This window comes from Bradyrhizobium sp. USDA 4532 (assembly GCF_024171315.1).
GTDB classification, from domain to species: Bacteria; Pseudomonadota; Alphaproteobacteria; order Rhizobiales; family Xanthobacteraceae; genus Bradyrhizobium; species Bradyrhizobium australafricanum.
In genome coordinates, this window is sequence record NZ_JALJZN010000001.1 from 7,663,893 (window position 1) to 7,682,447 (window position 18,555).

Sequence of the window (18,555 nt, forward strand, 5' to 3'; positions counted from 1 at the left end):
GCCGCTGATGGAAGAGGTGCCGACATCGGTGCTGTCGGCGGAGCGTTGCCATCTCGGCGAAGGCCCGACCTATGATGCGGCGACCGACACCGCCTGGTGGTTCGATATCCGCGAGCGCCGCCTGTTCGAGCATCGATTTGCAGGTGGCCGCACCGTCATCCACGGATTGCCGAAAATGGCGAGTGCATTGGCGCGGATCGACGGCGAGCGGCAGCTGATCCTTGCCGAAGATGGACTTTATGTACGGCACGTTGCAGACGGCCGCCTGGAGCTGTTCGCTGCGCTGGAGGCCGACAATCCGCTGACGCGCTCCAACGACGCGCGTGTGCATCCGTCGGGCACGTTCTGGCTCGGCACCATGGGGCGCCATGCCGAGCAGGGTGCCGGCGCGATCTATGCGCTGCACCGGGGCCGCATCGTGCGACTCTATCCCGGGATCACCATCCCGAATGCGATCTGCTTTTCGCCCGCGGGCGACATCGGCTATTTCGCCGATACCGCAACCAATGTGCTGCATCGCGTGCCGCTCGATCCATCAACAGGACTGCCGACCGGTGAACCCATCGAATTGATCAGGCATCAAGGCAGCGGCGGCCTCGACGGCGCGATCGTCGATGCCGACGGCCTGATCTGGAACGCGCGCTGGGGTGGCGGTCGCGTCGACGTTTACGATCCCGCCGGCCGGCATCTGCGTTCGCTGCGCGTACCCGCGAGGCAATCGAGCTGCCCGGCATTCGTCGGCCGCGACTTCTCGCGCGTGCTGGTCACTTCGGCCTGGCAGGACATGGATGAGGCGCAGCGTGCGGCCGATCCCGAGCGTGGCAGGACGTTCCTGCTCGAGGCCGCCGCGCGCGGTCGGGCAGAGCCTGACGTCAAACTATCCTGACGGATGGGTGCCGCGCGGCGTTGTTGACGCGACCGGATTATTTGGACGATAGTACAAATATGGTCCGCAAACCTGCCAGGTCTGACGTGAAGGCCGCCAGCGCCCGCAAGCCGAACATGCGCGAGGCGATCCTCGCCGCGGCGGAGGAATTGTTCTCGACCTACGGCTTCAACGCCGTCTCGGTACGCGACATCGCGCAGGCCGCCGGCGCCAATCCGGGCAGCGTGACCTATCATTTCAGGACCAAGGACGGCCTGCTGCTGGAAATCTATCGGCGCCATTGCGGCCCGATGAACCGCCGGCGCTCCGAGCTGTTGGCGGCGGCGCGGCGGGTGCGCGATCTGCAGGACCGGCTGGAGGCGATCGTGCGCGCCTATGTGTTGCCGGCCTTTACGTCCGGCAGCGATCTTGCCGGCGGCGGAACGCGGTTCACGCGATTGCGCGCGATCATGTCGGCCGAGGGCAATGAGGTCGTGCGCAAGATCATCGCGCAGACCTTCGACGACACCAGTCATGCCTTCATCGACGCGATTCATGAAAGCCTGCCGCATATTCCGCGTACCGATCTGGTCTGGCGCAGCCACTTCCTGCTCGGCGCGCTCTACTACACGCTGGTGACGCCGGAGCGCGTCTCGCGCCTGTCGCGCGGCAGCGCCGACGGCTCCGATGCCGGCCACGCCATCGAGGAACTGGTGCGCGCCACCGTTGCCGCGTTGCAGGCCGCGCCGCTCGACGAAGGGGCGCCCCGCAAGATCCCGGGCGCGAATCCGGGCCGAGTGGTGACCTGAACGTCCGGAGCTTGTCGCGATGGAGAAACTTCGGCTGCGCGCCGTGCTCGGCAATCATCCGCACATCCGGGCGGTGAAGAACGGTGAGCTTCGCTCCGAGCTGTTCGATCTCGACTTCAAAGAATTCACGCCGACCAACGCCGCGTTCAAGCCGATGGTGCGCGAGCAGGCCTTCGACGTCTGCGAGATGGCGATCGTGACCTATCTGATGGCAAGGGCGCACGGCAAGCCGCTGGTGCTGCTGCCGGCGGCGATGGTCGGCCGCTTCCAGCACGGCCATGCGCTCTATCGCGCCGACCTCGGTACGCTTGAGCCGGCCGATCTCGAAGGCAAGCGGGTCGGCATCCGCTCGTTCACGACCACGACCGGGGCATGGATGCGCGGCATCCTTGCCAATGACCATGGCGTGAACCTCGACAGGATCAACTGGGTCACGTTCGAGGATCCACATGTTGCGGAATATGTCGACAGCACCGAGCGCGCGCCGAAAGGCAAGACAATCGTCCAGATGCTGGGGGACGGCGAGGTCGACGCCGTGCTGGGCGAGACCTCCAGCGATCCGGAGCTCAAGCCGCTGTTCGCCGATCCAGCCCGAGAGGCGTCCCTGTGGTATCAGCGGCACGGCGTGGTGCCGGTCAATCATCTGGTGGTGGTGACATCGCGGCTTGCGGCGTCGCGGCCGGACGTGGTGCGGAGCCTGTACGAGCTGCTCAAGCGCGGCAAGGCAGCGGCCGGCCCGCCCAGCATGCCGGACCTGCTGCCGTTCGGCGTTGCGGCGAACCGCAAGCCGCTCGAATTGATGATCGACTATTGCGTCCAGCAGGCGTTGATCCCCCGGCGCGTCACGGTCGATGAGCTGTTCGACGACACAACACGGGACTTGAACTGATGACAATCTCCGGCGATCCGCGGCAATGGCAGGTCGGCATGCTCGGCTATGGCGAGGTCGGTCGCATCCTTGCCGAGGATCTGCGCCAGCAGGGCGTGAGGGTTTCGGCCTACGACATCAAGCTTGACCGCGGGCAGGGCGCGGCGCTGCGCGCACACGCGGCCGAGATCGGCGTCGAGCTCGCGCAATCCCATGCCGATCTCGCGGCGCGGGCCGATTTCATCATCTCGGCGGTGACGGCGAGCCAGGCGGTGCCGGTGGCCGCGGCCTGCGCGCCCGGGATCCAGAGCGGGGTCTGGTTTCTCGATTTCAACTCGGCCTCGCCCGGCGCCAAGCAGCGCGCGGCGGCGCACATCGACGGCGCCGGTGGCCGCTATGTCGAAGGCGCGGTGATGACTTCTCTGCCGCCGTACCGGATCAGGGTGCCGCTGCTGCTCGGCGGCCAAGGCGCGCGGGAGCTGGCGCCGCTGCTGGTCGCGCTCGGTTTTGCGGCGAAGGTCGCAAGCGACGAGCTTGGGGTCTCCTCTGCAGTCAAGATGTGTCGCAGCATCATGATCAAGGGGCTGGAGGCCATGGTGATCGAGAGCTTCACCACCGCGCGCGCCTATGGCGTCGAGGATGCGGTGCTCGCCTCGCTCAAGGAGACCTTTCCGTCGATCGACTGGGAGAAGCAGGGCGCCTATTTCTTTCAGCGGGTGATCGAGCACGGCCGGCGGCGCGCCGAGGAGGTGCGCGAGGTGGCGGAGACCGTGCGCGAGGCCGGGCTGACGCCATGGTCTGCCTCCGGCACCGCCGAGCGGCAGGGCTGGATCGCCGACCTTGCCGATGAGGGCGTGTTCGGACCCAGGGGAACGCCGGACTTCGCCCGCAGCGCCGACTGGCGTACCGAGGCCGACCGGATTCTCGCGCGCATCAAGTCGTAAGGTCTCGCCCGGAGAATCCGCCGCGTTCCCTGCCGACGCGCAATGCGCTATTGCTCCATGAACAGTTTGTTCTGGAGGCACTCCCATGAAGAATTCCGGCAAGGTCGTCGCCATCACGGGGGCGGCACGCGGCATCGGCAAGGCCTGCGCGGCGCGCTTCCTGTCCGACGGCGCCAGGGTCGTCATCTCGGATGTCGACGCTGCAGGGCTGGTCCACACCGCCCAGGAACTCGGACATATCGATCAGTTGCGGGCGGTCGAGGCCGACGTCAGCAAGCGCGCCGATGTCGATCGCATTGTCGCGACCGCGGTGAAGGAGTTCGGCCGGCTCGACGTCATGGTCAACAATGCCGGCGTCGCGCGCAACCGCGACTTCCTCGACATCAGCGAGGCCGAATTCGACGACGTGATGGGCATCAACCTCAAGGGCGCGTTCTTCGGCGTCCAGGCTGCGGCGCGCCAGATGATCGCGCAGGGCGGTGGCGGCGTCGTCGTCAACATGTCCTCGGTCAACGCGCTGCTCGCGATCCCCTCGCTCGCGACCTATGCGATGTCCAAGGGCGCGATGAAGCAGCTCACCTCGGTCGCCGCCGTGGCGCTGGCGCCGCACGGCATTCGCGTCGTGGCGGTCGGACCCGGCACGATCCTGACCGAGATGGTGGCGACGGCGATCTTCTCGTCCGAGGATGCGCGGCGCAGCGTGCTGTCGCGGACGCCGGCCGGCCGCTGCGGCGAGCCGAGCGAGGTCGCTGCCGTCGTGGCATTCCTTGCCAGCGACGATGCCTCCTACATCACCGGCCAGACCATCTATCCCGACGGCGGGCGGTTGATCCTGAACTACACGGTCCCGGTCAGCGAGAAGAAGTAGGGCAGGTTCAACCGCGAGCACACTGCCAAAATATCGAAAACAACCCCATGCAAAGGAGCCGCCGGCGGCCGGCGTTCGACCAGGCGACTTGACACGTCGGGCAAATCAGCGGCATTCTTCCATTATTCAGAAATCGTGCGATCGTCATCCGGCGTCATCACCCGCGCATGCGCATGCGGGTGATATTCCAGAGGCGGTCGTGCTTGAGCCGATGGGCCGCCGCGGACTGGATCGCCCGGTTGAACCGGGCGATGACCGGTGAGGATGAGGACGCCGCTACCGGCCCTTGAACTGCGGCTTGCGCTTCTCCATGAAAGCGTTGCGGCCTTCGCGGAAGTCCGCACTGTCCATGCATTCGATGCCGACCTGCTTGATCGCCGCCATGTCGCGATCGGCGGGATCCTTCAGCACCTGCGCGATGGTGATCTTGGCGGCTTTGATCGCCAGCGGCGCGTTGCCCGAAATGGTGCGCGCGATCTCTATGGTCGCGTCCCAGAGCTCGTTGTCCGGCAGCACGCGATCGACGAGGCCGATCCGCAGCGCCTCGGCGGAATCGATCCGCATGCCCGTATACATGATCAGCCGCGCCCAGGACGGGCCGACCAGCGATACCAGATGGCGCAGCCCGTCATAGCCATAGGCGATGCCGAGCTTGGCCGCGGGAATGCCGAACTGGCCGCTGGCGCCGGAGATACGGATATCGGTCAGCATCGCGACCTGCATGCCGCCGCCGAGGCAGAAGCCGCGGATGCAGGCGATGGTCGGCTTCGGATAGTCGGCGAGCAGGGTGCGCTGGGCGGCGCTGCGCCGTGAATATTCCTCGGAGGCCTCGGCGTTGTGCCTTGTCTTCTCGAACTGGCTGATATCGGCGCCCGATACGAACGCCTTGTCGCCGGCGCCGACCAGGATCACGACGCGGACAGCCGGCTCGTCGCGCAACGCCGTCAGCGCCTCGCCGAGCCCCTCCCACATCTCCAGCGACATCGCATTGCGCTTGTCGGGATTGTTGAAGGTGATGACGCCGACACCGTCGACGACGTCCTGCAGGATCTTGCCGTCGGCAAGCGATTTGTTTGACATGTTGAGCCTATGAGGGTCCGGACCGATCGAGCGAAGGCTAGCACCCGGCCGACAGCCGGGGCAGGCGGTTTGGAGCACGGCGCGATTGCATTGCCGGGCGGCAACTCTCCCGGCAGTTGTACGGTTCGCAAAATAAACCGCCGCGAAACGGTTGCGCCATGGAGTGCGCCGCCGACGCTCCGTCCCGGTTTAACTTTTTCCTAGTTTTTCGACGGTATGGCTGTACGCACCTGCGCGCCAGGACCATTCCGCCACGCGCTGGGATGCGTGCCGCAGCTGCCCGCTACCATCGCGTCGGTAGCGGACTTCCCCACCACCGGACCGGCAGTGAAGCCGGTCAATCCCGACCTCCGTGCACTCACATCGCCTCGGGCGAGGTTCAGTCGTGTCCGTCGAAAAGTTTCTCAAGCAACGCGCGGTCAAGATCACCGTCAATGGCAGCTACACGTTGCCGAACTGGTACGATGCCCAGGGCAAATTGCGCACCTTCGCCTGCCGCACGACGCGCGTCTCGCCGTTCCGGATGATCGTGGACGTGCCCGTCGTCGGCAAGGTCGGCGACCGGCTGACTTCGTATTTCGAGGAGTTCGGCAAATTCGAGGGCTGCATCACCGACACGATGAGCGGCAGCTTCCTGCTCGAGCTCGAGATGACGCATGCCATGCGTGAGAAGTTCGCCGACAAGCTGACCTGGATCGAGAAGAAGCAAAAGGATCCGAGCATCCGCGAGGCGCGCAACAACCCGCGTTTCGTTCCCGTCGCGCCGCATGCCATGTTGACGCTGGCGGACGGCACCATGCAGAGCTGCTTCATCATCGACATGTCGCTGTCCGGCGCGGCGGTCTCCTCCGAGGCGCAGCCGCCGGTCGGCATGCCGCTTGCGATCGGCGCCTGCGTCGGGCGGGTGGTCCGGCATCTGCCGAACGGCTTCGCCATCAAGTTCGTCGAGACCTACAAGCAGAGCGAACTGGCCCGCCTGATCTCGCGCAAATCCAAGGAATTGCAGCAAGCGTCGGCCGACGGGAACCCTGTCGCCTGACGGCCGGGATCCGCCGGCTCCCTAGGTCAGCTGTTCCGGGTCTTCGGCCGCGCGCATCCGCGAGATAGTGTGCTCGGTTGCATTTGGACCGGCCGCCGCGATCGCGATCTCCCGCGCCAAATTGGTGCATTCGGCCCACATCAGGAAGAACACCAGCGGTGGCCGTTCGCGCGCTTCCAGCAGTTGCCGGCAACGCTCGGCCGCGCCGTCGATCGCCCACCACTGTTGGGCGACCACCATGACTCTGCGGAAGCTCCGCAACGTGCCGGAAAATTTTTGCGGATCGGCGCCCACGAGCGCGCCGCAATGGTTCAGCCAGTTCAGGCCAGCGTAGATCGCAATCCCGTAGTCTTCGATCGCGGTGCCGGTGAAATCGACGACGGTCTTGTCGTGCGCGCGCTGGCGCAGGAAAGCATCGATCATCTCCGCCTGGCGGGCCGGATCGACCAGCAGCGAGATGTCCTGCCGCGGCACCATCGGGACATAGCGCATCGCTTCAAGCCGCGTGTGCTCCCAGATCGCACTGATGTCGCCGAGCAGATCGCCGGACTTGCGTTTGCAGGCCGGATAGACCAGCACGCCATTGTCGGCGAGATCGAGATAGCGCGGGACCACCTTGTCGAGCGCGGCGACAAACGCCAATGGATCGGTAAGGCCGCGCAAGTCGCTGGCGGCGTCCTCCGCTTGTGCAGGCTTGTTGCCGCGTGTCCAGCCGAAATTGGCCATCCCCGGACGTCCTGATCTCAACCCGGCTATCAGGTTAGTTGGAAAATGCGGCGAAGCAAATGCGGCATTTGCTGCTACGCCGCCGTGCGTGCCCGCCGCTGCCGGTTGACGCGAGAGACCGCCGCGCCTAGCTGATGGTTAATGGCGCAACGCAGGTTGTTGCCGCTTTCGGGACCTATCGCCATGACCGCTTCTGATTGGCAATCGCATTGGCAGACTGTCTATCTGACCAAGGGAGAGCAACAGGTGAGCTGGTCGCAGGCCGATCCGCAGCCATCGCTGCGCCTGATCGAAACGGTTGCGCCCGGCCGCGACGCCTCGATCGTCGACGTCGGCAGCGGAGCTTCGCGACTTGTCGATGCGCTGCTGGCGAGCGGCTTTCATGATGTGACCTTGCTCGATCTCTCTGAAGCGGCACTGGCGAACGCGCGGGAGCGGATCGGCGCAGCAGGTGACGCGGTGCACTGGATCGTAGGTGACGCAACGGTCTGGCAGCCGCAGCAGACCTTCGACATCTGGCACGATCGCGCGGCGTTTCACTTCCTGGTCGAGGAACCAGACCGTGCAGCTTATCTCGACCGGCTGCATCGCGGCGTCAAAGCAGGCGGGCACGCCGTGATCGGCACCTTCGCGCTGGATGGCCCGGAGAAGTGCAGCGGCCTGCCGGTGCAGCGCTATGACCCCGCGACGCTCAGCAGGACCATTGGTCCGGCATTCGAGTTGATCGCGCATGAGGCGCACCGGCACGTCACGCCCTGGGGCGCGACGCAGTCGTTCCAGTTCAGTGTGCTGCGGCGCAAGTGACCGGCCGCGGAGGGAGAGGTGAGATGACGGACGCGCCACGGATGATCGGCGAGATCGCGAGCTACCACGCCCATGTCTATTACGACCCCGCGGCCAGCCGGGACGAGGCGGAGCGGCTGCGCAACTGGATCGGCGAGCGCTTTCTGGTCACGCTCGGACGCTGGCACGACGTCAAGGTCGGCCCGCACGATCAGGCGATGTATCAGGTGGCGTTTGCGGCCGAGTTGTTCCCGACCCTGGTGCCGTGGCTGATGCTGAACCACGGCAGCCTAAGCATCCTGGTCCATCCCAACACCACCAATCCGCGCCGCGACCACCACGACGATCCGCTCTGGATCGGCACGCCGCTCGCCGTCCACGCCGACAAGCTGCCCGAAGAGGCGGAGATGGAGCAGGCGCCGACGCCGAACACGTCGCCGACACTGCGTCCCTGAGCGTCGCGGCTGTTGCGTAAAGTTTGACGCAATTGTGCTGCAGCCAAGTCGTTTCAAACTCATCGCGTTTTGCAACGTGAGGTTAAGTCACCATTCCTAGGCTACCCGATAAATTTCAGGGTCGGGGCGCATTGGGCATGTTCTTTTCGTTTCGAAGCTGGTCGTTGTGGCGGGTGGTGGGACCGCTGCTGGCCATCGTGTTGCTGCTGGGCGGCCTGTCGACGGGCAGCCTGCAGGTGATGTCCGCGGTCAGGGCCTATGTGGCCGGCGAAAGCATGTGGTCGAAGGGGCAGAAGGACGCCATCCACTACCTGCAGACCTATGTCAGCACCGGTGCGCCGATCTATCTGCAGAAGTTCGATGCCGCGATCGCGGTGCCGCTGGCCGATCGCACGGCGCGGCGCGCGCTGGAAGCGCCGGGCGACAATGACGCGGTGGCGAGGGCCGGCTTCGCCAGGGCAGGTAATCATGATGACGACATCGGCGGCCTGATCTGGCTGTTCAAATATTTCCGCACGATGCACCACGTGGCCGGCGCGGTGACGGCATGGCGCAATTCGGGTGCGCTGCTCGATCAGCTGATTGAAATCCGGAACGAGGCGGCGAGCGACGTCGCGCTGCACGATCCGTCGGCTGCGACCATCAGGCATTGGGCCGAACGGATCGGTACGGTTGATGCGGCGCTGAGCACGCTCGCCGTCGATTTCTCCGATCATCTGGGCAAGGCGTCGCGTCAGGTCTCCGCGCTGCTGCTGCTGGTCAACCTCGTGATCGCGGCCTGCCTTGCCGGCATCGTGCTGGTCCATACGCGGCGGATGCTGTGGCGGCGCTGGCTTGCCGAGACCGCGCTCGCGGTCGAGAAGGAGCGCGCCCAGCTCACGCTGGCGTCGATCGGCGATGCCGTCATCGTGACGACGCAGGACGATCGGGTCGACTACATGAACGCCGCCGCGCAGCGGCTCATCGCGGCAGGGCAGGAGGTGACGGGACGGCCGCTGTCGTCGCTGTTCAACATTGCCGAACAGCCGGTGCGCGGATCGTTCGACGCCGACGACGAAAGCCGGCCGCAGCTCCTGGTGCGGCCGGACCACTCCAGCGTGCCGGTCTCGGTGGTCGAGACCCCGATCGTGTATGCCGGAGAACCGGCCGGCCGCGTCATGATCATTCACGACATGACCGCCGAGCGGCGGCTGGTCGAGGAATTGGCGCGGGCTGCCTCGCATGACGCGCTCACCGGCCTTGCCAACCGCCGGCAGTTCGAGTTCGAACTGCACAAAGCGATGTCGGGCTCGCCGGCCGTCGGCGCCGACCTGATGCTGATCGATCTTGATCAGTTCAAGATCGTCAACGACACCTGCGGCCACATGGCGGGCGACCGGTTGCTGAAGCAGGTGGCGAGGCTGCTGGCGACCGAAGTCGGCAGCAGCGGCCTCGTCGCGCGTCTTGGCGGCGACGAGTTCGGCATTCTCCTGCGTGACGACGGCTCCGCGACGCACGACGTCGCTGCCGACGTTGCGGAGCGGGTCAGGGCGGTGATCGAGCAGTCGAACTTCATTTATGAGGGATCGAGCTTCCGGATCAGCGCGAGCATCGGCCTGGTCGGGCTGGCCGACAGCGCCGGCGTGCAGGACGCGTTGCGGCTTGCCGACGTTGCCTGTTTCCTTGCCAAGGACAAGGGACGCAATCGCGTCCAGGAGCACCGCCCGTCCGACACCGGCATGGCCGTGCGCGTTGCCGAGATGAGCTGGGTCAATCGCATTCGCAAGGGACTGGATGAGGGGCGCTTCTGCCTCTACGAGCAGGAGATCCGCCCGGTGAACGGCGTGCTGAAGGGCAACGACCGGCGCGAGCTCTTGCTGCGCCTGCGCGACGAGAGCGGCGCGCTGGTGCCGCCCGGCAGTTTCCTGCCCGCCGCCGAACGCTACGGGCTGATGCCGCTGATCGACCGCTGGGTGGTTCGCCGCGCCTTCGAGATCATCGCCGAGCGCAAGCACCAGCCGCGCAAGATTGCGAGCTACGCCATCAACCTGTCCGGCGCCACCATCGGCGACAGCGACTTCGTCGACTTCGTCGCCGGGCTGTTCGCGCAGCTTGACGTTTCGCCGGCATCGGTGTGTTTCGAGATCACCGAAACCAGCGCAATCTCGAACCTCGACGAGGCGCAGAAGTTCATCGCGCGGCTGCGCGAGATCGGCTGCAGCTTCTCGCTCGACGATTTCGGCACCGGCATGTCCTCGATCGCCTATCTGAAGCACCTGCCGGTCGACATCATCAAGATCGACGGTTCGTTCGTGAAGGAGATCCTGAACAGCAAGGTCGATCGGGCGATGGTCGAGATGATCACCAAGACCGCGAAGATCATGCAGAAGCAGGTGGTCGCGGAATTTGTCGAGAACCTCGCGATCCTGGACGAGCTGCGCCAGATCGGGGTCGATTACGCCCAGGGTTACGCCATCGGGAAGCCGGTCCCGGTGCTCACTCTCTGGGAAGAAAAGATCGCCTGAGCCGCCGAAATCGTCCCGAATCGGGACATTTTCGGTCAATTCAGCCCGCCCAAGGCTGATTCTCTGGCACTTTCCATCCGAAAAACGTTTAAAAAACCTCTCGTTGTGCGCTTTGTCTCGATTATGCCTTACTCTAATTCCCTGATATGATGAGTGATCGGTGAATCCCGGTGGGCCGGGTAACAGGCCCCAGAGCACCGAACTTGGGGATTGATGGGTCAACGAACGACGAAACCTGCCCGGCGCAAGTCGAGCCGCGGCATGTCTCTGGTGGGCAGCACGGCATTTGCCGTGAGCGCGCTTGCCCTGTCGTCCGGCCTTGCAGCCTGGATGGTCGGCATCGACCCCACCGCTTGGCTTCACGGTCCGGCGCTCGCCAACACCACCGCCTCGCTGAACTTCGACGATCGCTTCGGCTCGCGCTCCACGATCAATTCGGCCTCACTCTATTATCCACTGCGCCGCGGGTTCCGTTCGAGCCGCGGCGATTTCAATTCCGAGTTCGGCCAGATCGAGGACGCGCTGTCCGGCCAGCTGCGCGACACGCAGACCGAACTGCCGACCAGCCAGGCGGCGACGGCGTCCGTCGCCGCCACGACCACAGCGACGACGTCCACCGTGCCGATGCCGCGGTCGCGGCCGGCCGAGGCCAATCTGCTTGCGCGTAACGATCAGCCGCCACCGCCACAGGCGCCGGTGCAGCAGGGCGACAACCGGACGTTCCTGCAGAAGATTGCCGACATGATGCCGGGCAAGATGCGGCTGGCCTCGCTCGATCCGAATGACGGATTGTTGTCCGGTCCGAGCCCCGATCTCGGCAAGCTCGGCTATGACAGCACGACGGCGGTCTACGACATCACCGGCCGCATCGTGTACATGCCCGACGGCACCAAGTTCGAGGCGCATTCAGGCCTCGGCAATCTGCTCGACGATCCGGCGCACGTGAATGCCCGCAACGCCGGCGCGACGCCGCCCGGCATCTATGAGATGAAGCCGCGCGAGAAGCTGTTCCACGGCGTGCCCGCGCTGCGCATGACCCCGGTCGATGGCAGCGACACGTTCGGGCGCGTTGGCCTCTTGGTCCACAGCTACATGCTCGGACCGAATGGCGACTCCAACGGCTGCATCTCGGTCAAGCACTACGACAAGTTCCTGCAGGCCTACCGCAGCGGCACGATCAAGCGCATCGCCGTCGTCATCAACATCAAAGATGTCCAGTCGGCCTCGACCCGCGCGGCGTCGAACTCATAGGCAGCGCGCCGGCGTCTCCGGCAAATTGCGCAGGCTCTTGCAGATTCCAGCCTTCGATCCGCTGACCGCCTCCAGCGCGGCCTAGCTGCTTCTCCCATCGTCTCGGAAAATTGCACCACGTTGTCGCCAGCTCTCCCTGGAGGCGGCGCCGGCTTGATAGTCTTCCCGACACGGTGCAATTATGTATACTGAAAATCGGACATAAATACCTTGATACCTCATATTTGCCTATTTTGCGAATACGATGTATACATAGCGTATTCATAAACGCTGAGAGGCGGACCAGTGCCAAAACCCTTTCCAATGAACGCATGGTACGCGGCTGGCTGGGATGCCGAGATCAAGCACGCGCTGTTGCCGCGGACGATCTGCGGAAAGCATGTCGTGATGTACCGGAAGGGCGACGGCGAGATGGTGGCGCTGGAGGATGCCTGCTGGCACCGCCTCGTGCCGCTCTCCAAGGGCCGGCTCGATGGCGATGCCGTGGTCTGCGGCTATCACGGCTTGAAATACAATGCGCAGGGCCGCTGCACCTTCATGCCCTCGCAGGAGACGATCAATCCGTCGGCCTGCGTCCGCGCCTATCCCGTCGTCGAGCGCCACCGCTTCATCTGGCTCTGGATGGGGGATCCCGCGCTTGCCGACCCGGCGCTGGTGCCAGACATGCACTGGAACCACGATCCGGCCTGGGCCGGCGACGGCAAGACCATTCACGTCAATTGCGACTATCGCCTCGTCGTCGACAATCTGATGGACCTGACGCACGAGACCTTCGTGCACGGCTCGAGCATCGGCAATGATGCGGTCGCCGAGGCGCCGTTCGACGTCACCCATGGCGAGAAGACGGTCACCGTAACGCGCTGGATGAAGGGCATCGAGGCGCCGCCGTTCTGGGCCAAGCAGCTGCAGAAGCCGGGCCCGGTCGATCGCTGGCAGATCATCCGCTTCGAAGCGCCGTGCACCGTCAACATCGACGTCGGCGTCGCGCCGGCCGGTTCGGGCGCGCCGGAGGGCGATCGTTCGCAGGGCGTCAACGGCTATGTGCTGAACACGATCACGCCCGAGACCGAGAAGACCTGCCATTACTTCTGGGCGTTCGTCCGCAATCACCGCATTACCGAGCAGCGGCTGACTAGCGAAATCCGCGACGGCGTCGCCGGCATCTTCCATGAGGATGAGATCATCCTGGAAGCGCAGCAGCGGGCGATGGACGAGAATCCGGACCGGGTGTTCTACAATCTCAACATCGACGCCGGCGCAATGTGGGCACGGCGCGTCATCGACCGCATGGTGGCGAAGGAAAATCCGCCGCAGCAGCTGCAGGCTGCCAAGTAGACGAGGGGCGAGCCCATGGCGGAACGCGAGACCGATCGTTCAGTGTCGCAGACCGTGCGGGCGCAGCTTGCGCTGCGCGACCTCGTTCTCTCCGGCGGCCTGCGGCCCGGCGAGCGGATCTCGGAGCTGCAGGCGGTCGAGTTCACCGGCGTGTCGCGCACGCCGGTGCGGATGGCGCTGGTCCGGCTGGAGGAGGAAGGCCTGCTGGAGGCGATCCCTTCCGGCGGCTTCATGGTCAAGGCATTTTCCGAGCGCGACATTCTCGATTCGATCGAGCTGCGCGGCACGCTGGAGGGACTGGCCGCGCGCTTCGCCGCCGAGCGCGGCGTCTCGTCGCGCGATCTCGAGCCGCTGAAGGAATGCCTCAACGAGATCGACGGCCTGGTGCGGCAGGATCCGATTTCGGTCGAAGCCTTTTCGTCCTATGTCGCGCTCAATGCGCGCTTCCACGCGCTGCTCACCGAGCTGTCGCGCAGCCCGCCGCTGATCCGGCAGATCGACCGCGCCTCGGCGCTGCCATTCGCCTCGCCGAGCGGCTTCGTGATGGCGCAATCGGCGTTGCCCGAGGCGCGTCAGATCCTGCTGATCGCGCAGGATCACCATCGCATTGTGGTCGACGCCATCGAGAACCGCGAGGGCGCGCGCGCCGAGGCGATCATGCGCGAGCACGCAAGGCTTGCGGCACGCAATCTGCGGCTGGCGCTGCGCAACCGCAGCCATCTCGATCTGCTGCCGGCGCTGGCGCTGATCAATTCGGCAGCCGGCTGAGCGGAGAACGCCATGCGATTCATCGAGACCTGGACACCCGCCACGCTGCTCGCCGTGCGCGACCTCACGCCCGGCATCCGTGAATTCCTGCTGCGGCCGGATAACTTTACGGGCGCGCCCTATCCGGTCGGCAGCCATATCGATGTCGGCGTCACCATCGAAGGCCAGCCGCAGACCCGCTCCTATTCGCTGGTCGGCGAAGTCGATCCGCAGGGCTACCGGATCGCAGTTCGGCGCGCAGCGGATTCCCGCGGCGGCTCGCGCTACATGTGGTCGCTCGCGCCGGGCGTGCGCCTCAACATCACGCTGCCGACCTCGCTGGTGCAGCTCGACTGGACGCGGCGGCAGTTCTGCCTGATCGCGGGCGGCATCGGCATCACGCCGATCGTCGGTGCGGCACAGGCGCTCGCCCGCCGCGACGCCGGCGTGACGCTGCACTATGCCGTGCGCACGCGCGGCGATGCGGTCTATCTTGAACCGCTTGAGCGTGCGCTCGGCGACCGCCTCACCGTCCACGCCGGCGACGAAGGCAGGCGGCTCGACCTCGAGCGCGTCTTTTCGGCGCTGCCGCAGGACACGATGACACTGTTCTGCGGCCCGATGCGGATGCTGGACGCGGCGCGGCGCGCCTGGGAGGAATCCGGCCGCCCGCTCTCCGACTTGCGCTACGAGACCTTTGGATCGAGCGGGCTGCTGCCGACCGAGCCGTTCCGCGTGCGGCTCAGGGGCGAGGGGACTGAGCTGGGGACCGAGTTCGTCATCCCGCGCGACCGGTCGATGCTGGACGTGCTCAACGAAGCCGGTCATGAGGTGATGAACGACTGCCGGCGCGGTGAATGCGGGGTCTGCGCGCTCGACGTGGTCGATGTCGACGGCGAGATCGACCATCGCGACGTCTTCTTCAGTGACCATCAGAAGCGGGAGAGCCGCAAGATCTGCGCCTGCGTGTCGCGCGCCCGCGGCACCATCACGGTCGACACCCTGCATCGGTCGGACACGCCCTGACGAGCCGATCGGCGCGGACGGTCGATCGGCGTTACGCCGCGTGCACCGAGTGCTGCGGATCGTGATCGAGCAGTGCGGAGATCTCGCTGCCTGACATCGGCCGCCCGATCAGATAGCCCTGGACCTCATCGCAACTGGTCTGGCGCAGATATTCGAGCTGATCCGCGGTTTCGACGCCTTCGGCCACGACGCCGATCTGCAGCTCCTGCGCGAGGCCGATCACCGATTTGACGATCGCGGCGCAGTCCGGCTGGGTCAGCATGTCCCGGATGAAGGATTGATCGATCTTGATACGGCTGAACGGCAGCTTGCGCAGATAGGTCAGCGACGAGAAGCCGGTGCCGAAATCGTCGAGCGCGACCGTCAGGCCGAGCTCGAGCAGCGCGTGCAGGATCGCGGGCGCCGATCCGTATTTCGAGATCAGCATCGACTCGGTGATCTCGATCTCGAGACGGTTCGGCGCGACGTTCGCCTCGGCCAGAGCGTCGACGATCGTCTGCAGGATGCCGACGTTCTGGAACTGGACCGCGGAGAAATTGACCGCGATCCGGATGTCATCCGGCCAGCGCGACAGCATCGCGCAAGCGTGGCGGATCACCCACTCGCCGAGCTGGTGGATCAGCCCGCTTTCCTCGGCGATCGGGATGAAGACGGTCGGCGGGATCAGGCCGCGCGTCGGATGCTGCCAGCGCAGCAGGGCCTCGAAGCCGGTGACGCGGCCTTTGCGGATGTCGAGGAACGGTTGGTAGACCAGAAACAGCTCGTCCGCCTCGATCGCGTGCTCGAGATCCCGCTGCAAGGCGCGGCGGTCGCGCGCCGACCGGTCGTCGCTAGCCTCGAAGAAGCAGATGGTACCGGGCGCGGATTTCTTCGCCCGGTAAAGCGCGATGTCGACATGCTTGAGCAGGTCGTGGGACGTGCTGCCGTCTCGGGGCGCCAGCACGATGCCGATGCTGACCATGCGGTTGACCTCCAGCCCGTCGATCGGGAACGGCTCGGCAAAGGCCGCGACGAACCGTTCGGCGATCGCCAGCGCATCCTCGGGCCTTGCCAGATTCGACATGATCAGGGCGAATTCGTCGCCGCCGATCCGTGCGACATGTTCGGCCGCGCGCGTGCAGCGCTGCAACCGGGCCGCGACCTGCACCAGGAACTCGTCGCCTGCCGGATGGCCGAACCTGTCGTTGACCTCCTTGAAGCGATCGAGATCGAGCAGCAGCACCGCGAATTCTTCGCCCGACCGCGCCAGCCGGTTCAGTGCGCTGTTGAGCGCTTCATTGAAGGCGACGCGGTTCGGCAGATGCGTCAGCGGATCCTGCCTCACCGTCCGTTCGGCCTCGTGCTGGGCGATGATCCGCCGCCTGAACTCGAACGCGTTGACGAACACGCCGCGCAGTAGCACCGAGCCGTAGACCACGACCAGCACGGCCATCAGGAGGTAGACGAAATCGCCGTCCCGGCCGAGGCAGATCGCGGTGCCGACGAAGATCGGCGCGGTGAACGCAATCGCGGCGATCGGGATGGTGGAGAACGCGAAGGCGCCGCCGGCCAGCATTCCGGCGCACAGGCAGGTGATGACGAGCTGGGCGCCGCTCGATGCGTTCGCGAAGAAGGCGACGGGGACGACGCCCCAGGCCGTCCCGAGCGCCAGCGCATTGCGCACCAGCCGGTACATGGTTCGGCGCGACACGAATTGCGGCTTGGCGATGCGGCGCGATGCCCGCGCCTGCAGGCCGAAGAACAGCGCCGCGCTGCCCACCGCGGCCGCCCACACCAGCGCGAAGGCCCAGTCCGGCGATTGCCACAGCGCAATCGCCAGCACCATCGCGTTGCAGGCATTGGCCAGCATGATGCCGAAGGAATAGCCGAGCACCAGCGAGACCTGTTCGGCGCGGATGTGGCCGGCAAGCGCTTCATCCGTCGGTGGTGCACCGAAGGCCGCGAGGTCGCCGGCGAACAGGGTCGCGAAATATGATCTCAGATGGGTACGCATCACTACGTTGCCTGCCCGGTTTGGCCATGGCGCCGTGGCGAAGAATTCTCTGCAAACCTTTGACAAACTATGAACTATTGGAACGGACCGTGCCGCGGCGGGCCGCTCCTTCGGTTCCACCGGCGGGCATTGCTAACAAATCGATACAAGTGCGTGACGCGGGGTCACGGAGCGGCAAAGCTTGCCGCGCGCCGCGCTGCTTGATCCCCCGCGGGTTTTTCGCAATGAGTCGGGTTCCCGCGAACGGCAAAAACCAGAAGGTGCGCATGAGCCTCCCGATCACGAACCACGATCCCGGGTTCCGTATTACGCGAGCCAGCCATGTCGTCCTGAGCGTTCGTGATCTTGCGGCGAGCCGGCAGTTCTACGAAAAGGTGATCGGGCTGATCCTGACCGCGGAGGAGGGCGGCGCACTCTATTTCCGCGGCGTCGAGGAGGCCTGTCATCACAGCCTTGTGTTGCGCAAAGGCGAGAGCACCGCCTGCGCGCGGCTCGGCCTGCGGGTCTTTCAGGACGGTGACCTCGACCGGCTCAAGGCCTTCTTCGAGGCGCAGGGATGCCGGGCCGCCTGGGCCGAAGTGCCGCATCAGGGCCGCACCCTGCATGCGACCGATCCGGCCGGCACGCCGCTGGAGTTCTGCGCGACCATGCCGGTCGAGTCGCGCATGATCACCAAATTCACCCGCCATGCCGGCGGCTCGGCGCTGCGGCTCGATCACTACCAGGTGCTGACGCCGGAGCTGCGCAAGGCGTGCGAGTTCTACACCGCGGCAGGCTTCCGGCTCAGCGAATACATCGCGCCCGCTGATACCTTCGACCTGCGCGGCGTGTTCCTGCAGCGCAAGGGCAATCCGCACGACATCGTGTTCTTCAACGGCGCCGGACCGCGGCTGCATCATTTCGCATTTCTCGCGCCCGAAGTTCATCATCTGCTCAACGCCTGCGATGTCGCCGGCGAGCTCGGCTATGGCGCGGCGGTTGAACGCGGCCCCGGGCGTCATGGGCCGGGACACGCGATGTATGTCTACATGCGCGATCCCGACGGGCATCGCGTCGAGCTGTTCAACACCCACTATCAGATCATGGACATCGAGAACGAGCCGGTCGGCTGGGATCCGTCCGACCACACGATCTCGTTCCCGTGGGGGTTGCCGGCGCGGCAGGCCTGGTTCGAGGAGGCGACGCCGTTCGAAGGTGTCGCGATCCGCGAACCCGAGGTGAAGCCGAAGCCGCTGACGCTCGAGAGCTACCTCGCGAAGTAG

17 protein-coding genes are annotated in these 18,555 nt (G+C 65.6%); 14 read left to right on the top strand and 3 right to left on the bottom strand.

Translation table 11 applies throughout. The features are described from left to right. Positions 1 to 7: 7 nt before the first annotated feature. The 5 genes from J2R76_RS35350 to J2R76_RS35370 all read left to right on the top strand — a co-directional run bounded on the left by J2R76_RS35350 (position 8) and on the right by J2R76_RS35370 (position 4,354). Complete coding sequence (locus J2R76_RS35350; protein WP_253626115.1) at positions 8 to 886, top strand: SMP-30/gluconolactonase/LRE family protein; 879 nt, start codon at positions 8 to 10, stop codon at positions 884 to 886. Positions 887 to 945: 59 nt separating this feature from the next. After that, a complete protein-coding gene (locus tag J2R76_RS35355) occupies positions 946 to 1,674 on the top strand; it encodes a TetR/AcrR family transcriptional regulator (protein WP_076826067.1) in 729 nt (242 codons plus the stop codon). A 19-nt stretch (positions 1,675 to 1,693) separates the two neighbouring features. Continuing rightward, the gene (locus tag J2R76_RS35360; RefSeq protein ID WP_253589261.1) at positions 1,694 to 2,563 is read left to right on the top strand and encodes an ABC transporter substrate-binding protein; all 870 of its coding nucleotides are present in this window, start codon (positions 1,694 to 1,696) and stop codon (positions 2,561 to 2,563) included. Positions 2,564 to 2,568: 5 nt separating this feature from the next. Continuing rightward, positions 2,569 to 3,486 carry a DUF1932 domain-containing protein gene (locus tag J2R76_RS35365; RefSeq protein WP_253626116.1) on the top strand — a complete coding sequence of 306 codons (918 nt, stop codon included), beginning with the start codon at positions 2,569 to 2,571 and terminating at the stop codon, positions 3,484 to 3,486. Between the two features lie 85 nt (positions 3,487 to 3,571). Then, a complete protein-coding gene (locus J2R76_RS35370) occupies positions 3,572 to 4,354 on the top strand; it encodes an SDR family NAD(P)-dependent oxidoreductase (RefSeq protein WP_092089647.1) in 783 nt (260 codons plus the stop codon). Positions 4,355 to 4,630: 276 nt separating this feature from the next. On the opposite strand, the gene J2R76_RS35375 is transcribed toward J2R76_RS35370, so the two are convergent. Next, positions 4,631 to 5,434: an enoyl-CoA hydratase gene (locus J2R76_RS35375; protein WP_253625543.1), complete on the bottom strand. Its 804-nt coding sequence runs from the start codon at positions 5,432 to 5,434 to the stop codon at positions 4,631 to 4,633. 385 nt (positions 5,435 to 5,819) lie between these two features. Here J2R76_RS35375 and J2R76_RS35380 point away from each other — a divergent pair, with 385 nt between their 5' ends. Next, the gene (locus J2R76_RS35380; protein ID WP_076826071.1) at positions 5,820 to 6,473 is read left to right on the top strand and encodes a PilZ domain-containing protein; all 654 of its coding nucleotides are present in this window, start codon (positions 5,820 to 5,822) and stop codon (positions 6,471 to 6,473) included. A gap of 21 nt (positions 6,474 to 6,494) precedes the next feature. Here the strand turns inward: J2R76_RS35380 and J2R76_RS35385 are convergent, their stop codons facing one another. Continuing rightward, a complete protein-coding gene (locus J2R76_RS35385; protein ID WP_076826073.1) occupies positions 6,495 to 7,199 on the bottom strand; it encodes a hypothetical protein in 705 nt (234 codons plus the stop codon). Positions 7,200 to 7,382: 183 nt separating this feature from the next. Between J2R76_RS35385 and J2R76_RS35390 the strand changes: the two genes are divergently transcribed. The 7 genes from J2R76_RS35390 to J2R76_RS35420 all read left to right on the top strand — a co-directional run bounded on the left by J2R76_RS35390 (position 7,383) and on the right by J2R76_RS35420 (position 15,300). Next, a complete protein-coding gene (locus tag J2R76_RS35390; protein WP_076826075.1) occupies positions 7,383 to 8,003 on the top strand; it encodes a trans-aconitate 2-methyltransferase in 621 nt (206 codons plus the stop codon). Between the two features lie 23 nt (positions 8,004 to 8,026). Further along, positions 8,027 to 8,437: a DOPA 4,5-dioxygenase family protein gene (locus J2R76_RS35395; RefSeq protein WP_057016923.1), complete on the top strand. Its 411-nt coding sequence runs from the start codon at positions 8,027 to 8,029 to the stop codon at positions 8,435 to 8,437. Between the two features lie 137 nt (positions 8,438 to 8,574). Next, positions 8,575 to 10,941 (top strand): bifunctional diguanylate cyclase/phosphodiesterase, encoded by a 2,367-nt coding sequence (locus tag J2R76_RS35400; RefSeq protein WP_253625544.1) that lies wholly within the window; start codon positions 8,575 to 8,577, stop codon positions 10,939 to 10,941. A 261-nt stretch (positions 10,942 to 11,202) separates the two neighbouring features. Continuing rightward, a complete protein-coding gene (locus J2R76_RS35405; RefSeq protein ID WP_253625545.1) occupies positions 11,203 to 12,192 on the top strand; it encodes a DUF2778 domain-containing protein in 990 nt (329 codons plus the stop codon). Positions 12,193 to 12,495: 303 nt separating this feature from the next. Then, entirely contained in the window at positions 12,496 to 13,527 is a 1,032-nt protein-coding gene (locus J2R76_RS35410) for an aromatic ring-hydroxylating dioxygenase subunit alpha (RefSeq protein ID WP_256521283.1), read from the top strand. Positions 13,528 to 13,542: 15 nt separating this feature from the next. Next, positions 13,543 to 14,295 (top strand): GntR family transcriptional regulator, encoded by a 753-nt coding sequence (locus tag J2R76_RS35415; RefSeq protein WP_038382468.1) that lies wholly within the window; start codon positions 13,543 to 13,545, stop codon positions 14,293 to 14,295. 12 nt (positions 14,296 to 14,307) lie between these two features. Further along, entirely contained in the window at positions 14,308 to 15,300 is a 993-nt protein-coding gene (locus J2R76_RS35420; RefSeq protein ID WP_253625547.1) for a PDR/VanB family oxidoreductase, read from the top strand. A gap of 31 nt (positions 15,301 to 15,331) precedes the next feature. On the opposite strand, the gene J2R76_RS35425 is transcribed toward J2R76_RS35420, so the two are convergent. After that, positions 15,332 to 17,293: a bifunctional diguanylate cyclase/phosphodiesterase gene (locus J2R76_RS35425; protein WP_253625548.1), complete on the bottom strand. Its 1,962-nt coding sequence runs from the start codon at positions 17,291 to 17,293 to the stop codon at positions 15,332 to 15,334. Between the two features lie 266 nt (positions 17,294 to 17,559). Between J2R76_RS35425 and J2R76_RS35430 the strand changes: the two genes are divergently transcribed. Then, positions 17,560 to 18,555 (top strand): VOC family protein, encoded by a 996-nt coding sequence (locus J2R76_RS35430; RefSeq protein WP_253625549.1) that lies wholly within the window; start codon positions 17,560 to 17,562, stop codon positions 18,553 to 18,555.

Bases quoted from the DNA above. Each gene is read 5' to 3' on its own strand.
- J2R76_RS35350 (WP_253626115.1), top strand. From the start codon at position 8: ATGGAAGAGGTGCCGACATCGGTGCTGTCGGCGGAGCGTTGCCATCTC.
- J2R76_RS35355 (WP_076826067.1), top strand. From the start codon at position 946: ATGGTCCGCAAACCTGCCAGGTCTGACGTGAAGGCCGCCAGCGCCCGC.
- J2R76_RS35360 (WP_253589261.1), top strand. From the start codon at position 1,694: ATGGAGAAACTTCGGCTGCGCGCCGTGCTCGGCAATCATCCGCACATC.
- J2R76_RS35370 (WP_092089647.1), top strand. From the start codon at position 3,572: ATGAAGAATTCCGGCAAGGTCGTCGCCATCACGGGGGCGGCACGCGGC.
- J2R76_RS35375 (WP_253625543.1), bottom strand. From the start codon at position 5,434: ATGTCAAACAAATCGCTTGCCGACGGCAAGATCCTGCAGGACGTCGTC.
- J2R76_RS35385 (WP_076826073.1), bottom strand. From the start codon at position 7,199: ATGGCCAATTTCGGCTGGACACGCGGCAACAAGCCTGCACAAGCGGAG.
- J2R76_RS35390 (WP_076826075.1), top strand. From the start codon at position 7,383: ATGACCGCTTCTGATTGGCAATCGCATTGGCAGACTGTCTATCTGACC.
- J2R76_RS35395 (WP_057016923.1), top strand. From the start codon at position 8,027: ATGACGGACGCGCCACGGATGATCGGCGAGATCGCGAGCTACCACGCC.
- J2R76_RS35400 (WP_253625544.1), top strand. From the start codon at position 8,575: ATGTTCTTTTCGTTTCGAAGCTGGTCGTTGTGGCGGGTGGTGGGACCG.
- J2R76_RS35405 (WP_253625545.1), top strand. From the start codon at position 11,203: ATGTCTCTGGTGGGCAGCACGGCATTTGCCGTGAGCGCGCTTGCCCTG.
- J2R76_RS35410 (WP_256521283.1), top strand. From the start codon at position 12,496: ATGAACGCATGGTACGCGGCTGGCTGGGATGCCGAGATCAAGCACGCG.
- J2R76_RS35415 (WP_038382468.1), top strand. From the start codon at position 13,543: ATGGCGGAACGCGAGACCGATCGTTCAGTGTCGCAGACCGTGCGGGCG.
- J2R76_RS35420 (WP_253625547.1), top strand. From the start codon at position 14,308: ATGCGATTCATCGAGACCTGGACACCCGCCACGCTGCTCGCCGTGCGC.
- J2R76_RS35425 (WP_253625548.1), bottom strand. From the start codon at position 17,293: ATGCGTACCCATCTGAGATCATATTTCGCGACCCTGTTCGCCGGCGAC.
- J2R76_RS35430 (WP_253625549.1), top strand. From the start codon at position 17,560: ATGAGCCTCCCGATCACGAACCACGATCCCGGGTTCCGTATTACGCGA.